At 59.5% G+C, this 15,054-nt stretch carries 16 protein-coding genes and 1 riboswitch; of the genes, 13 read left to right on the plus strand and 3 right to left on the minus strand.

Going from position 1 to position 15,054, the window contains the following annotated elements; translation table 11 throughout:
* Window positions 1-2 precede the first annotated feature (2 nt).
* Both glmL and glmS read right to left on the minus strand, forming a co-directional pair.
* Window positions 3-1,391: a methylaspartate mutase accessory protein GlmL gene (glmL, locus tag GVO84_RS07810; protein WP_159513805.1), complete on the minus strand. Its 1,389-nt coding sequence runs from the start codon at window positions 1,389-1,391 to the stop codon at window positions 3-5.
* Window positions 1,391-1,840 carry a methylaspartate mutase subunit S gene (gene glmS, locus GVO84_RS07815; RefSeq protein WP_121425791.1) on the minus strand — a complete coding sequence of 150 codons (450 nt, stop codon included), beginning with the start codon at window positions 1,838-1,840 and terminating at the stop codon, window positions 1,391-1,393. Before glmS ends, glmL begins: the two co-directional genes overlap by 1 nt.
* A 518-nt stretch (window positions 1,841-2,358) precedes the next feature.
* Here glmS and cobA point away from each other — a divergent pair.
* The 3 genes from cobA to GVO84_RS07830 are packed head-to-tail and all read left to right on the plus strand — an operon-like array spanning window position 2,359 to window position 4,889.
* Window positions 2,359-3,129: a uroporphyrinogen-III C-methyltransferase gene (gene cobA, locus GVO84_RS07820; protein WP_159513806.1), complete on the plus strand. Its 771-nt coding sequence runs from the start codon at window positions 2,359-2,361 to the stop codon at window positions 3,127-3,129.
* 37 nt (window positions 3,130-3,166) lie between these two features.
* Window positions 3,167-4,237: a threonine-phosphate decarboxylase CobD gene (gene cobD / locus GVO84_RS07825; RefSeq protein ID WP_159513807.1), complete on the plus strand. Its 1,071-nt coding sequence runs from the start codon at window positions 3,167-3,169 to the stop codon at window positions 4,235-4,237.
* 4 nt (window positions 4,238-4,241) lie between these two features.
* Window positions 4,242-4,889, plus strand: coding sequence for a precorrin-2 dehydrogenase/sirohydrochlorin ferrochelatase family protein (locus tag GVO84_RS07830; RefSeq protein WP_159513808.1), 648 nt, complete (start codon window positions 4,242-4,244; stop codon window positions 4,887-4,889).
* Here the strand turns inward: GVO84_RS07830 and GVO84_RS07835 are convergent.
* A complete protein-coding gene (locus GVO84_RS07835; protein ID WP_159513809.1) occupies window positions 4,881-5,747 on the minus strand; it encodes an L-threonine kinase in 867 nt (288 codons plus the stop codon). The two genes, GVO84_RS07830 and GVO84_RS07835, sit on opposite strands and share 9 nt — an antisense overlap.
* A 444-nt stretch (window positions 5,748-6,191) precedes the next feature.
* Window positions 6,192-6,366, plus strand: a riboswitch (cobalamin riboswitch).
* A 97-nt stretch (window positions 6,367-6,463) separates the two neighbouring features.
* Between GVO84_RS07835 and GVO84_RS07840 the strand changes: the two genes are divergently transcribed.
* From GVO84_RS07840 to GVO84_RS07885, 10 genes are read left to right on the plus strand one after another with little or no spacing between them, the layout of a single operon-like run.
* On the plus strand, window positions 6,464-7,843 hold the full coding sequence (locus tag GVO84_RS07840; RefSeq protein WP_159513810.1) for a cobyrinate a,c-diamide synthase: 1,380 nt from the start codon (window positions 6,464-6,466) through the stop codon (window positions 7,841-7,843).
* Window positions 7,840-8,799 carry an adenosylcobinamide-phosphate synthase CbiB gene (gene cbiB / locus GVO84_RS07845; protein WP_159513811.1) on the plus strand — a complete coding sequence of 320 codons (960 nt, stop codon included), beginning with the start codon at window positions 7,840-7,842 and terminating at the stop codon, window positions 8,797-8,799. Before GVO84_RS07840 ends, cbiB begins: the two co-directional genes overlap by 4 nt.
* A 12-nt stretch (window positions 8,800-8,811) precedes the next feature.
* Window positions 8,812-9,444 carry a cobalt-precorrin-8 methylmutase gene (locus tag GVO84_RS07850; RefSeq protein WP_159513812.1) on the plus strand — a complete coding sequence of 211 codons (633 nt, stop codon included), beginning with the start codon at window positions 8,812-8,814 and terminating at the stop codon, window positions 9,442-9,444.
* Window positions 9,441-10,580 (plus strand): cobalt-precorrin-5B (C(1))-methyltransferase CbiD, encoded by a 1,140-nt coding sequence (gene cbiD / locus GVO84_RS07855; RefSeq protein WP_159513813.1) that lies wholly within the window; start codon window positions 9,441-9,443, stop codon window positions 10,578-10,580. Before GVO84_RS07850 ends, cbiD begins: the two co-directional genes overlap by 4 nt.
* Window positions 10,574-11,179, plus strand: coding sequence for a cobalt-precorrin-7 (C(5))-methyltransferase (locus GVO84_RS07860; protein WP_159513814.1), 606 nt, complete (start codon window positions 10,574-10,576; stop codon window positions 11,177-11,179). The genes cbiD and GVO84_RS07860 overlap by 7 nt, the downstream gene beginning before the upstream one ends.
* On the plus strand, window positions 11,169-11,738 hold the full coding sequence (locus tag GVO84_RS07865) for a decarboxylating cobalt-precorrin-6B (C(15))-methyltransferase (protein WP_159513815.1): 570 nt from the start codon (window positions 11,169-11,171) through the stop codon (window positions 11,736-11,738). The genes GVO84_RS07860 and GVO84_RS07865 overlap by 11 nt, the downstream gene beginning before the upstream one ends.
* Window positions 11,731-12,504 carry a cobalt-precorrin-4 methyltransferase gene (locus GVO84_RS07870; RefSeq protein WP_024907721.1) on the plus strand — a complete coding sequence of 258 codons (774 nt, stop codon included), beginning with the start codon at window positions 11,731-11,733 and terminating at the stop codon, window positions 12,502-12,504. Before GVO84_RS07865 ends, GVO84_RS07870 begins: the two co-directional genes overlap by 8 nt.
* Complete coding sequence (gene cbiG / locus GVO84_RS07875; RefSeq protein WP_159513816.1) at window positions 12,485-13,540, plus strand: cobalt-precorrin 5A hydrolase; 1,056 nt, start codon at window positions 12,485-12,487, stop codon at window positions 13,538-13,540. Before GVO84_RS07870 ends, cbiG begins: the two co-directional genes overlap by 20 nt.
* On the plus strand, window positions 13,540-14,265 hold the full coding sequence (locus GVO84_RS07880) for a precorrin-3B C(17)-methyltransferase (protein WP_121425802.1): 726 nt from the start codon (window positions 13,540-13,542) through the stop codon (window positions 14,263-14,265). Before cbiG ends, GVO84_RS07880 begins: the two co-directional genes overlap by 1 nt.
* On the plus strand, window positions 14,262-15,047 hold the full coding sequence (locus tag GVO84_RS07885) for a cobalt-precorrin-6A reductase (RefSeq protein ID WP_159513817.1): 786 nt from the start codon (window positions 14,262-14,264) through the stop codon (window positions 15,045-15,047). The genes GVO84_RS07880 and GVO84_RS07885 overlap by 4 nt, the downstream gene beginning before the upstream one ends.
* Window positions 15,048-15,054: the final 7 nt, after the last annotated feature.

A 15,054-nucleotide genomic window follows, 5' to 3' on the forward strand; every position in this document is an offset into this window, starting at 1 on the left:
TTTTATAGGGTTAAACAATGAATACTGGTGCGAGCCGCCGCCTGCGGATCCAGCCTGGCGACGTTCGCCAACAGAGGAAGCAGACCTTTTGCATCGCGGTAATAGTCAAACTGCCCGGGTAAAAGCACGCGCCTGCTGCTATCGTCCAGCTCGCGGTACTTCAGCCAGCGGTGAATATCGAACTGGCTGGCGCGGGAGAGCCATCCCCCGGAGCCCACCACCTTGCGCACGGTGGTCAGATCGCGCCCCATCTGCAAATCGACGTTGCCCACGCAGGTACAGACCTGTTTTTTGGTGCCGGCATGGCGCTCGCTGGCGTATCCCACGCACAGCCCGGCCAGCAGCGTGTCGAAATGCTTTTCTTCTTCGGTAACGGGGAGATAGTCCGGATGCGCGACCAGATGGCGCAGATAGCCATAAAACGCGTCCCTGCGCTGAGGCTGGTGGGCGAACACCGCGTTCACCAGTTCCTGCGTACTTTCGCCGACCACCACCGCCGAGACGCGCATGCCGAGGTCGCCCTCTACGGTGCGTTTCACAAACGGCTCAGGTACGCCGTGCAGAACGGTATCCGGGGAGAGCATATTGGCGCTGGCGGAGTAGACGTCGGTGGTGGCACCGCCCATGTCGATCAGCATGAATTCTTTCCACGCGCTGTCGACATCGCTGATCGCCTTCACCAGCTCGTAGACGGTCCACGGCGTGGGCATCGGCTCTTCACCGGTTTCCCCGACGATAACGTCCAGTCCTTTCCCCTTCACGATGCGGGAGAGAAAGACATCGCAGATGGCCTTGCGGGCGGCATAGGGATTCGGGTGATCGAGGTCAGGCAACACGTTGTCGACCACGATCAAATCTTTGTGACCAAGAATGGCCTGCACGTTGTCCTGAATATCGCGATTGCCCGCGTAGATAATGGCGCAATCCAGGTTTGACGCTGCCAGCGCGCGGGCATTGGCCAGTCCGTGGCTCTCTTCGCCGCCGTCCGTACCGCCCGTGAACAGCAGAATGTCCGGCGGGGAGTCCTCCAGCGCCTGGATATCGTGACGGTTCAGCTTGTAGGAGTAGTACTGGGCGATTTTGGCGCCCGCAGAATGGGCGGTGACTTTGGCTGATTCCAGGGTTATCGACGGCACCAGACCCATTGCGGCAACGGCGAGCCCGCCTTTTGCCGACGACGAGTATTTCAGCGTAACGTCCCCGCTGTTCAGCAACGGTCGCGCATCGGCAACGTTTAGCACCTGGTTCAGGCTGGTGAAGAAGCCCTCCGCCAGATGTTGGGTCGTCGTCGGGGTCAGAACGTGGTTGACCAGCGTTAGCGCATCACCCTCCGGCGTGAAGAGCGCGGCTTTGGTCCACGTCGAGCCAATGTCGACTGAGACGATTTGCATCAGAAGCCCTCTTCAAGACAGAGCTCTTCAACGCGCTGACGCTGCTGTATATCGTTCGCCATCAGCTGACAGACGTCTTCCAGGTCGTGGCTCGGGGCGAACACGCGGTTGAACCCCATCTCTTTGAATTTGGCTTCGACATCGGCGAAATCGTGCTTGCCTACGACCAGATTACCGCCAACATAAAGCAGAATGTCGCCGATACCGCGTTCGATACAGCGCTCGCGCAGCCCCAGGCAGTCGATGTCGCCATGGCCGTAGATGGATGAAACGACAATAGCATCAGCACCCGTTTCGATGGCCGCATCAATATATTCATCCTGGCTCACCATCACGCCAAGATTGATGACGTGAAAATCATGGGAAGTAAAAACGCGGTCCAGAACTTTATTGCCTACCGCATGGCAGTCAGCACCAATGACGCCAATAACAAGTGTTGATTTCTTCATGGGTAATCCTCTGTAGGGCTGATAGTGGAAATAAAAAGGGTATAAAAAACGGTTAATGTACATTGGGTCTGTTAATGGTGTTGGAGTGTGTTTTGAAGACGAAAAGGAAGCAATTGATCTATTTTCAAAAAATCCTTCCAAAAATGACGATGGTAATGGGGTGATATTAAAAAATGTTTTATATCAATTGGTTGTGAGTTCTTCATTTTAGGTTTGATATTTATCTATAAACGTCACTGACAAAACCATTGTAATATTTGTGATCGCGCGCCTGTTTTATTGTTGATAGTGGTTAATATGTTTTTTTAAGCATAATGACCAAAGCGATAATGTCGCAATGGCAGAGGAAAAGCGGTATTCACTGTTTTATTGATATTGGTCATAAACGCCATTCGTAAAATTAAGAAAGAGTGATAAATACATCAAATTTTTGACGCGTGGAGGGGATGTATAATTCAGCGCTAATTTTAATTATCCGCTTTCTTGCGTCTTAAAATATTTAATCTGAGGATATAACGATGAGTAAAGGGAAGGTTTGGCTTGTAGGGGCAGGGCCTGGCGATGCGTCTTTAATTACGGTAAAAGGTCTGCACTGTATCCGCCATGCGGAGGTGATTGTTCACGATCGCCTGGTTAACCCTGAACTTCTGGCCCAGGCTCCGGCAGGCTGTCTGATGGTTGATGTCGGTAAAACCCCAAGCCATCATCCGGTCCCTCAGGAACAAATCAATGCCCTGCTGGTCAAGCATGCCGGGGAAGGGCGGCAGGTGGTGCGTCTGAAAGGCGGAGACCCCTACGTTTTTGGCCGCGGGGGTGAAGAGGCAGAGCAGCTGGCGAAAGACGGCCTGACGTTCGAAATTGTGCCGGGGATCAGTTCCGCGATTGGCGGACTGGCCTATGCCGGTATCCCGGTCACGCACCGTCATTACGCCTCCAGCTTTCATATTGTGACCGGCCATATGTGCCAGGGAAACGACCCGCAAAACTGGCATGCCCTGGCGCAAATGAACGGAACGCTGATTGTTCTGATGGGAATGACCCGGCTGGCTGAAATCTGCCAGCAGCTTATCGAGGGAGGCATGTCCGCCGGGACGCCGGTGGCGGTGGTGATGTATGCCAGCCAGTCTCGTCAGCAGATCGCCAAAGGCACGCTGACCGATATCCACCTCGAGGTTGAACGTCAACAACTGCATGCTCCGGCGCTCATCGTCATCGGTGAGGTCGTCAACCTGCAGGAGATACTGGCGTTTACCGCATCACATCTCGCGCTGAATCAGGTTGTGGTCTGATGTTATCCTGACATTTTGAAATGGACGAGTGAAACGAATGAGTGAGCATGGTGGTAACGTTCTGGAAACGGGGCTGCAGTTGGGGATCGATCCCGAGCTGCTGTTGGACTTTAGCGCGAACATCAATCCGCTAGGGCTGCCCGAGCGCGTCAGGTCGCTCATTGTGTCCCATCTGGATATCATCATGCAGTACCCGGACGTTGAGTACCGCCATCTTCATCAGGCGCTGGCCAGCGCCTGCCGGTGTGACTATGACCAGACGATTGCCGGGAATGGCGAAACGGAGCTGATCTATGGCCTGGTGCGAACGCTTGCCCCTCGCCGGGCGATGCTGCTGGTGCCGGGCTTCGCTGAATATCGCCGGGCATTACAGCAGCAGGGTTGCGAGATAATCGACTATGCGCTGAGTGAGCAGAGCGGGTTCCAGGTGGATGCTTCCATACTGGACGCCGTTCGCGCGCGCAGGCCCGATTGCCTGTTCATCGCGACGCCAAACAACCCTACCGGACTCATGCCTGATGCCGATCTTCTCGACCGGTTGGCCTCGCTGTGCGAAGCGCTGCAGATTGCGCTGATTGTGGATGAAGCGTTCATCGATTTTCTGCCGCAGGGCTCCACGCTGGCACCGCGGCTGGCGAAGTCACGCTATCTTTACCTGCTGCGTTCCCTGACCAAGTTTTTTGCTATTCCCGGGCTGCGCCTTGGGTATCTGCTGAGCGGAAATACGCAAACTATTCGCCAGCTGAAACGCACCCGCGAGCCCTGGTCCGTGAATGCCTTCTCGGCGCTGGTGGGGCAACATTTGCTGTTGGATGAAGACTATATTGCGCGCAGCCACGCCTTTATCGCCCGGGAGCGTGATGTCCTGTGGCAGGCGATGACGCGCTTTTCCTCGCTGGCGGTCTGGAAGCCGCAGGCCAACTTTATTTTCTTCCGCTGCCTGCGTCAGGGTTTCGACCTGAAGGCGGCGCTGCTCGGCCATCACATCCTCATCCGCCACTGCGAAAACTATCCCGGGCTCGATCGCGACTACTACCGGATTGCCGTGCGTACCGAAGCGGAGAACCGCCGGTTTATTGACGCGCTGACTCACGTTTTACAAGGCTAAGGCGATGGACTATTTCCCAATTTTTTGCAACCTGAAGGGGAAACGCTGCCTGCTCGTCGGTGGCGGGCAGGTGGCGACGCATAAGGCAAAGGGGCTGCTGGCCGCCGGAGCGGTGCTGCGCCTGGTTGCGCCCACCCTGACGCCGGAACTCGCCAGCCTGCACGCGAGCGGTGACATCGAGTGGTTTCCGGAGACGTTTTCGCCGCGGTTTCTCCAGTCATGCTGGCTGGTCATTGCCGCGACCAGCGATCGGCAGGTGAACCGTCAGGTCGCAGGGGCCGCCAGCGCGGAGCGTATCTTTTGCAATGTCACTGACGACCCCTCTGCTGCCACCTTTATCTCACCGGCCGTTATCGACCGTTCGCCGGTCATTATTGCGCTGAGCTGCGGAGGCAACGCGCCGGTATACAGCACGATCCTCAAAGCGCATGTCGCAGACCATCTTCCTGCGGGCATGCGGGAAAGCGTGCGGCTGGCGGGGGCGCTTCGTGAAAGGATTAATGGCGCATGCGGTGACCGGGAGCGCAAGCGTGCATTTTGGGACGCGTTCTTCCGGCATGTGCCGCTGCAGCAGGCTCTAGCGCAGGAGCACGAGCAGGAGGTCAAGCAGCAGGTCGAGTGGCTCATTCAGCACAGGCTGCTGTCAGAGTAGCGTCACGCCGCCTTTTACCATCCGCAGCAGGTGTTGTTGAGGCCAGTGGCGGGTGAGCTGTTTTTTCGCCAGCAGCCATATCACATAGTCGACATCGTCTTTACTTCTGTCCAGCATCAGCCCCACCACGCTGCCGCTGTGCGCTACGTTCACCCCGTAAATACCGCACTCCTCTACCAGTGCGAGCAGTGCGTCAAAATCTGGTTTGGGCAACAGCCTCTGGCTGGCGATGGCGCTGAGGGTTGCCGCTTCGCCCAGTCGGTAAGGGTTTTGCGTGATACAGGACTCCTGGATTTTTTCCCACGCGCGTTTCAGCGCTGGCGCACCGGCCTGTAGCCCCGCCTGACGCGGAATGCGGTGGTAGTCTGCCGTGCGCAGCGTTTGCGGACTTTCGAGAACAAGCAGGTCGAGATCGGGCTGGGCGTCGCAGGCAATCTGCGTGGACGCGTCGTTATGATCGAAAAGGGTCAACTGGCGAAACACGGTACTGTCGGTGGGTTCGAGCGAAACGCAGAGCGCTGCCAGCGTGCTTTCGTCGAGCTGACGCCCCAGATGACGGGCGGTGGCGACGGCGGTGGCGGCAATATCTGCGGTGCTGCTGGCCATCCCTTTGGCAACCGGGATGGTCGAGTGCACGTCAATGCGGATATCCTGGCTTAGCTGTGCCGGGTAGTGCCAGTGCTGAAGTAACCGCTCGACCATCGCGCGCGACAGCGGGCGTTCATCCGCCACGGGTGAGCCGTGGCTCACCTCAACGGTGCTGTACCATTCGACAGGGCAGGAGACCAGCTTCTCACTGCCCAATATCCAGCCCTGGATAAGCTCACCGCACGACGCGGGGCATTGCGCAACAGCCACCTTTTCACCTTTCTGGTCAGAAATTTCTGGAGCATAGTGTCATGAGGATATTCCGCTTACCTTGATATACCGCAAATTATAGCCTCCATATTATTCTGCGATCCTGCTGAACGCGTAATGCATCAATTAAATCACACGAACATACGTTGAATAGCAATATTATGTTGTTGCCGGGCTTTAATATCCTGATGAATTTTGATCATGATAAAATGAAAAAATATCAAGTGGTGCAATAACTTGTCGTAGCGCAATAAATATTGAGATTTTAATCGTAATTATCTTTGCTTTTTATTTTTTGTGATAAAACGTTGAGTTATCGAGAAGGACGTCAATTATTCTGGCGCCACGTTTTACTCAGCATAGTTTTCATTTGCGGTTAAGTATTTGCCTAAGGTGAATTGAAACGCCGTAAATAGCATTGCTGTGTTGAGAACGTACTCTTTCTCATAATGTAAGCCGACAGGTTTGCCACATTTGTGGCAGGGAAGGGGGTGACAATCCCCCGCAGCCCCCGCTGCTGTGATGCTGACGACCCCGTAATGACCACTGATCGCGAGATTGGGAAGGACGGGCGAGGAGGACGCTAAGCCAGAAGACCTGCCTGTCGGGCACGTTCAACAACTTCGGTGGGAAGTGGGTTGTACTGATGCATACAGTCGAAAGACTGGGACAACGTGTATCTATACCTCCCTACCACCCTGGACAGGATCGGGGTCATGGCGGCAATGCAGCACGCGTTTGTTCTGGCAGGTACCGGAAGCGGTTGTGGTAAAACCACGGTGACGCTGGGCCTGTTGAGTCTGCTAAAACAGCGTGGGCTACGCGTCCAGCCGTACAAAGTGGGCCCTGACTATCTTGACACCGGCTGGCATACCAACATCAGCGGTACCGCCTCCCGCAACCTCGACAGCTTTATGCTTCCTGAACCGATACTCAACGCGCTGTTTTGCGAGCATATGCAGCAGGCGGATATCGCGGTTATTGAAGGCGTGATGGGGCTGTATGACGGCTACGGCACCGATCCGAACTATTGCAGCACCGCCGCGATGGCAAAACAGCTGGGCTGTCCGGTGATTCTGCTGGTGGACGGCAAGGCGGTTTCTACGTCGATTGCCGCGACCGTAATGGGCTTTCAGCGATTCGATCCCACCCTCAATATTGCCGGGGTGATTGTCAATCGCGTCAACAGCGAGTCGCATTATCAGCTGCTCAAAACGGCCATTGAGCACTACTGCGCGGTACCCGTCCTGGGCTATGTGCCGCACGTTGAGGGCGTCGGTTTGCCCGAGCGCCATCTGGGGTTGGTCACCGCGCGGGAGTCGGTCTCGGACCCGCAGACCTGGCAAAATTTTGCCGCCATTCTCGAACGTACGCTGGATATCGGGCAACTTCTCGCGCTCAGCCAGATGGCGTCGCTGCCGCAGGGCACCTGGCCCGCGCTTCCTGACGGGGACGCCGGACTCGGGTTAACGCTTGCGATGGCCGATGACGAGGCCTTCAACTTCTATTACCCGGATAACATCACGCTGCTCGAACGTACCGGGGTCCACATTATTCGCTTTAGCCCGCTGCGCGATAGCCGTTTACCTGACTGCCAGATGGTCTGGCTCGGGGGCGGTTACCCGGAGCTGCACGCAGCACGGATTGCGGAAAACACCGCGATGCTCGCCAGCCTGCGGGAGGCGCACCGGCGCGGCGTGGCGATCTACGCCGAGTGTGGTGGGCTGATGTACCTCGGCAGCACGCTGGAGGATAGCGAAGGGGTTACCCACCGGATGGCCAATATTATCCCCGGCCACAGCAGGATGGGTAAACGGTTGACCCGTTTTGGCTACTGTGAGGCGCAGGCGCGCCAGCCCACGCTGCTGGCCGATAGCGGGGAGGTGCTGCGTGGGCATGAATTTCACTATTCCGACTTCACCCCGCAAACCCCTGCGGTGCTGGCGTGCCGCAAAGTGCGCGATGGCGTGACGATGCAGGAATGGGCGGGTGGCTGGCAGGTTGGCAACACGTTCGCGAGTTACCTGCACCTCCACTTTGCCCAACGGCCCCTGATGCTCAGCCGCTGGCTTACCGCGGCGAGGGGAGCGTTATGACCCTGCTGGCATGGTGCGTCGCGTGGCTGCTCGATGTCATCATCGGCGACCCGCAACGCTGGCCGCATCCGGTGCGCTGGATAGGCAACCTGATCAATACGGCACAGCGGGGTATTCGCCGCTGCTGTCATAGCGACGCGGCGTTACGCGTTGGCGGCGGCGTCATGTGGCTGGCGGTAGTGGGGCTGACCTGGGGCATGGCCTGGGGCGTGCTGGCGCTCGGACGGTGGGTTCATCCCTGGCTGGGCTGGGCGATTGAGGTGTGGATGATGTTTACCGTGCTGGCCGGGCGCAGCCTGGCCAACGCCGCGCGGGACGTTGAACGCCCTCTGCGGGCGGGCGACCTTGATGAAAGCCGCGAAAAGCTCTCATGGATAGTGGGGCGCGATACCTCTCAGCTTCAGCCGGAACAGATCAACCGGGCGGTGGTGGAGACCGTCGCGGAGAACACGGTCGACGGCGTTATCGCTCCGCTGTTCTTCCTCCTGCTGGGCGGTGCGCCGCTGGCGATGGCCTATAAGGCGGTGAATACCCTCGACTCAATGGTGGGCTACAAGCACGAAAAATACCGCGCAATCGGCATGGTCAGCGCCCGTATGGATGACGTGGCGAACGCAATCCCCGCGCGCCTGAGCTGGCTCTTGCTGAGCGCTGCGGCGTGGCTATGCCGCGAGTATCCCTCCCGCGCGCTGCGCGTCGGCTGGCGCGACCGCTACAACCACAGTAGCCCCAACTGCGCGTGGGCTGAAGCGACGGTTGCCGGTGCGCTGGGCATCCGGCTTGGCGGACCCAACACCTATTTTGGCCAGCGCGTGGAAAAGCCGTGGATCGGCGACGCGCTGCGCCCGATTGCGGTAGACGACATTTCCCGAACCATTCGACTGATGTGGGTTTCCTCCACCCTGGCGCTGGCGCTGTTTATGGCAGCACGCTGGCTGATGGCTGGCGCGGCCTGAGGACAAAAGACAATGCAATACATCCAGCAACCCCAGGCGATTGAAGCCAAAAGTTTCGACATCATTGGCGAAATCATTCGCGAAACGCGGCCAGAGTACCGGTTCGCCAGCCCGCTGCATGAGGCGATCGTCAAGCGGGTGATCCATACCACCGCAGATTTCGACTGGCTGGATATTCTCTGGTTTTCAGATGACGCGCTGGAGCAGCTTTGCGCGGCGCTCCGTCGCCCGTCCGTTATCTATACCGATACCACGATGGCGCTCTCCGGGATCAACAAAACGCTGCTGGCCACGTTCGGGGGCGAATGCCGCTGCTATATCAGCGACCCGCGGGTAGTGGCCCAGGCAAAAGCCCAGGGAATCACCCGCTCGATGGCGGCCGTTGATATCGCGGTGACGGAAGAGAGCGAGAAGATCTTCGTCTTTGGCAACGCGCCCACGGCGCTGTTTCGCCTGCTTGAGCATGACGTTGCCGTCCGCGGCGTGGTGGGCGTTCCGGTGGGGTTTGTGGGGGCGGCGGAATCGAAAGAGGCGCTGACGCACAGCCATCTGCCCGCGATTGCGGCACTCGGGCGCAAAGGCGGCAGCAATGTGGCGGCGGCGATTGTGAACGCCATGCTCTACTACCTGCAGGGGGCGCGATGAGCGAGTCCACCTTTGACGCCCCGGTATGGCATAACGGGAAGGCATTACGTAAAGGCTACACCACCGGTTCCTGCGCGACCGCGGCGGCGAAAGTCGCCGCGCTGATGGTGCTGCGCCAGCACCTCATTCATCAGGTTTCCATTGTGACACCCTCCGGCGTCACGCTGTGTCTGAACGTGGAATCGCCGCACATCGAAGGGCAGCAGGCGATGGCGGCCATCCGCAAAGACGGCGGTGATGACGTCGACGCCACCCACGGCATGCTGATTTTCGCCCGCGTGACGCTCAACGACAGCGGCGAGATCACGCTGGCGGGCGGCGAGGGCGTGGGGACCGTGACGCGCAAAGGCATTGGCCTGCCCATCGGCAGCGCGGCGATCAACCGCACGCCGCGTCACACCATTGAGTCCGCCGTGCGCGAGGCGATTGGCCCGACGCGCGGGGCCGACGTCGAAATCTTCGCGCCTGAAGGTGAAGAGCGGGCGCAGAAAACCTACAACTCACGCCTCGGCATCCTGGGTGGTATTTCAATCATCGGCACCACCGGGATTGTCACGCCGATGTCAGAGGAGAGCTGGAAACGCTCGCTTTCTCTGGAGCTGGAGATTAAACGCGCGGCCGGGCTGGAGCGGGTCGTGCTGGTGCCGGGCAATCATGGTGAACGCTTTGTGCGCGAGCAGATGGGCATCGATGAAGATGTCGTGGTCACCATGAGCAACTTTGTCGGCTACATGATCGAAGAGGCGGTGCGGCTGGGGTTTCGCCAGATAGTACTGATCGGCCATCCCGGCAAGCTCATCAAAATTGCCGCCGGGATTTTCCACACCCACAGCCATATCGCCGATGCGCGCATGGAAACGCTGGTGGCGCATCTGGCGCTGCTCGGCGCGCCGCTGGAATTACTCACCGTCGTCAGCGAGTGCGATACCACCGAAGCGGCGATGGAGCACATCGAAATCTATGGTTTTCAGACGCTTTACAGCCACCTCGCCGAACGGATCTGCCTGCGCGTAATGCAGAGGCTGCGCTTTACCAAAAATCCGCCGACCTGCGACGCCATTCTGTTTTCCTTTGATAACCAGGTGCTGGGCAGCAACCGCCCGGTCGAGGCGATTGCCCGGGAGCTGCAATGTTAACGGTCGTGGGCATGGGGCCTGCGGGATTGCGCCTGATGACGCCCGCTGCGCGTGAAGCCATCGAACGCGCCGATGCGCTGGTCGGCGGAAAACGTCATCTGCTGCAGTTCCCGGGGTTTTGCGGCGAGACGTTTGTCCTGAGCGCCAACATTCCGGAGCTGCTGGCCTGGGTTGAGGCGCGTCAGGAGAAAAAGGTGGTGATTGTGGCCTCCGGCGATCCGCTCTTTTACGGCATCGGAACGCGGATGGTGGCGCATTTCGGTATTGCGCGCGTGCGCATTATTCCCGGCATCAGCGCGGTGCAGTACCTGTGCGCGCAGGCGGGTATTGATATGAATGAGATGTGGCTCACCAGCAGCCATGGCCGCAGCGTGAATGTGGACGAGCTGGCACGGCATCGCAAAGTGGCGATGGTCACCGACAGCCGGTGCGGGCCGAAAGAGATTGCCGCGCAGCTGGCGGCACGCGGTAAGGGCCATCGCTGGATGGTGATTGGTGAAAACCTGGCGATGGAAAACGAACGGATCCACTGGCTGCCCGTCAGTGAGGTCTGTGCCGACTATGAGATGAATGCGGTGGTGATCCTCGATGAAAGATGAACTGTTTCTGCGCGGCGAAACGGTGCCGATGACCAAAGAGGCGGTACGCGCGCTGGCCCTCACGAAGCTCGAGCTGCACCGCGCCAGCCACCTGATTGACGTCGGCGCGGGGACCGGGAGCGTGTCGATAGAGGCGGCGCTGCTGTTTCCCTCGCTGCGGGTGACGGCCATTGAGCGTAACCCTGCGGCTCTGCAGCTGCTTGCGGAAAATCGCCAGCATTTTGCCTGTCGCAATATCGCGATTTTGCCCGGCGTTGCGCCGTTGCCGGTGGCGGATAAGGCCGATGCGGTATTCATGGGCGGCAGCGGCGGCCATCTGACCTCGCTTATTGACTGGTCCCTGCGCCAGCTACATCCGGGGGGACGTCTGGTGATGACGTTTATCCTGCAGGAAAACCTCCATACCGCGCTGGCCCATCTGCAGCAGGTCGGCGTCCAGGACATTGATTGCCTGCAAATGCAGGTCTCCGCGCTGACCCCGCTCGGCAGCGGCCACTATTTCAAACCGAATAATCCCGTTTTTGTTATCGCCTGTCAGAAGGAAAAACACCATGTCTGAGACGTTTGATTCCCGTTGCGTGTGGTTTGTAGGAGCAGGTCCCGGCGACCGTGAGCTCATCACGCTCAAGGGCTACCGGCTGCTGCAGCAGGCGCAGGTGGTTATCTATGCCGGTTCGCTTATCAACACCGAACTGCTGGCGTATTGCCCGCAGGGGGCCGAATGCCACGACAGCGCGGAACTCCATTTAGAACAGATAATCGACCTGATGGCGGCGGGCGTGAAGGCCGGAAAAACGGTGGTACGTTTGCAGACCGGGGATGTCTCGCTCTACGGCTCCGTCCGCGAGCAGGGCGAAGAGCTGACCAAACGCGGCATCGCCTGGCAGGTGGTGCCCGGCGTCAGCGCCTTCCTCGGCGCCGCGGCGGAGCTTGGAGTGGAATACACCGTGCCTGAAGTCTCACAGAGCCTGATTATTACCCGCCTCGAAGGCCGTACGCCGGTGCCGGAGCGGGAACAGCTGGAGTCATTTGCCAGCCATCAGACCTCCATGGCGATTTATCTCTCGGTCCAGCGTATTCACCGGGTGGCGGAACGCCTGATTGAGGGCGGTTATCCGGCCACCACGCCCGTTGCCGTCATTTATAAAGCGACCTGGCCGGAAAGCCACACCGTACGCGGCACGCTGGCGGATATCGCCGACAAAGTCCGCGAGGCGGGGATCCGCAAAACGGCGCTCATTCTGGTCGGGAAGTTCCTCGGCGAGGAGTATCACTACTCAAAACTCTATGCCGCGGATTTTAGCCATGAATACCGTAAAGCCTGAGTCCATCGCGCTGTTTTGCCTGACGCCGGGCGGCGTGCGGCTGGCGAAGCGCCTGGCGGCGATGCTGCCGGTCACCTGCTTTACCAGCGAGCGCCTGCAGGAAGAGGGCTTTGTCTCCTTCGACGGCGGCTTTGCCGCGGCGGTTCGCGAGGCGTTCAGGCACTATTCGGCGCTGGTTTTTATCGGCGCAACCGGCATTGCGGTGCGCGTCCTGGCGCCACTCATCCACGACAAGCTGAGCGACCCGGCGGTGGTGGTGATCGACGAGCGCGGGCAGCACGTGATTAGCCTGCTTTCCGGCCATGCTGGCGGGGCGAATGCGCTGACCCGCTATCTGGCGGGAATGCTGGGGGCGGACCCGGTGATTACCACCGCCACCGACGTCAACGAGATGGCCGCGCTGGATACCCTTGCCTTCCAGTTGAATGCCCGAATGAGCGATTTCCGAACGTCGGTAAAAATCGTCAACCAGATGCTGGTGAGCCATCAGCGGGTAGGGCTGTGGTGGGATGCGGAACTCGACGACGACGTCAGTCGGTGCGATCGGCGCGGGTTTATCACCGTGAGCGACCTGCAGCACCGCCCGGAACTGGATGCGCTGGTCTGTATCACGCTGCGCAACGCGCTGCCGGAACTGCCTCTGCCGCACTGGAAGCTGGTCCCTCAGCGGGTCGTGGCGGGTATCGGCTGTCGACGCGACACGCCGTTTCCGCTGCTGGCGACCCTGCTGGCGCGTCAGCTTGAGGCGCAGCAGTTCGATCCGCTGGCGCTGAAAGCGATTGGCAGCGTCTCCCTTAAAAAAGACGAGGCGGGCCTGCTTCAGCTTGCCGCCTGCTGGGGCGTGCCGTTTGAAACCTTTACCGCTGACGCGCTGCGTGAGCACGAACATCGCTTTCCGGCTTCACCGTTTGTACGCCAGACGGTTGGGGTAGGGAGCGTCTCGGGACCGGCAGCGTGGCTGCTGAGCCATGGGCAGCTACGAGGAGAAACCCTGCGCGAACAGGGCGTCACTATCACTTTGGGAGTTTCACACTGATGTTAACCGTAATTGGAATCGGCCCTGGCTCGCAGGCCATGATGACCATGGAAGCCGTAGACGCGCTGCAGGCGGCTGAAATCATCGTTGGCTACAAAACCTACACCCATCTGGTGAAGGCCTTCACCGGCGACAAACAGGTGATCAAAACCGGGATGTGCAAAGAGATTGAACGCTGTCAGGCGGCGATCGAGCTGGCGCAGGCCGGGCATAACGTCGCGCTTATCAGCAGCGGCGACGCCGGTATTTATGGGATGGCGGGGCTGGTGCTGGAGCTGGTCAGCAGGCAGAAGCTGGACGTTGAGGTTCGCCTGATCCCCGGGATGACGGCCAGTATCGCCGCCGCGGCTCTGCTTGGCGCGCCGCTGATGCACGATTTTTGCCACATTAGCCTGAGCGATCTGCTGACGCCGTGGCCGGTCATCGAAAAACGCATTGTCGCCGCGGGAGAAGCGGACTTTGTCATCTGTTTCTATAACCCGCGCAGCCGGGGTCGCGAGGGCCATCTGGCGCGGGCGTTTGAGCTGCTGTCCGCCAGCAAAAGCCCGCAAACGCCGGTAGGGGTAGTGAAGTCTGCCGGGCGTAAAAAGCAGGAGAAGTGGCTGACCACGCTGGGTGACATGGACTTTGAGCCGGTCGATATGACAAGCCTGGTGATCGTCGGAAATAAGGCCACCTACGTGCAGGAGGGGCTGATGATCACGCCCCGGGGCTATGTGCTGTGAACTATGGCGACGTGCTGGTCATGGGCGGCACCAGCGATGCCCGCGCGATCTGCCAGCAGCTGGATGCGGCGGGCGTGGCCTACACCCTGTCGGTGGCGACGCCCACCGGGCAGCGGCTGGCGGGCGACATTAACGGCCGGGTGCGCTGTGGCCGCCTGGAGCCGCAGCAGATGGTTGACTGGCTTGCGGAAAACGGGACCCGCTGGGTGATTGACGCATCGCACCCCTACGCCGAGGTGGTCAGCCGCAACATCCTGACGGCCTGTGAAACGGTGGGCGTGCTGCTTAGCCGCTATCAGCGCCCCGAACAGCTCAGCGAGCTGACGCATCCGCTGCTCTACAGCGTGCCGGGAATTGACGAGGCTTGCGACATCGCGCGGCGGCTGGGCGAACGCGTGCTGTTGACCACCGGCAGTAAAGATCTGGCGCGCTGGCGCGCAGGGCTGCCGGAGAAAACGCTGCTGGCTCGGGTGCTGCCGGTGCCCGAGGTCGTTGAGCAATGCGCCGGGCTTGGCTTTGGCGTTACCGAGATCTTCGCTCTGTGCGGGCCATTCAGCGCTGAGTTTAACGCGGCGTTTTACCGCCAGTGCCGGGCTGACGTGATGATCACCAAAGCGTCCGGTGCGGAAGGCGGCTATCGGGAAAAGGTTCAACCCTGTCTGGATGCGGGCATCCCCTGCATCGTGATTACACGCCCGGCGCCGCTGGTGACGGGAGACGAGTTACTGGAAAGTCAGGCCGCATTCGCCGGGCGTTTAGCCCGCTGGCTGGCCGCTGCTTAAGGAGTTA

The organism is Enterobacter sp. SM3 (assembly GCF_009811935.2).
GTDB lineage: Bacteria > Pseudomonadota > Gammaproteobacteria > Enterobacterales > Enterobacteriaceae > Enterobacter > Enterobacter asburiae_D.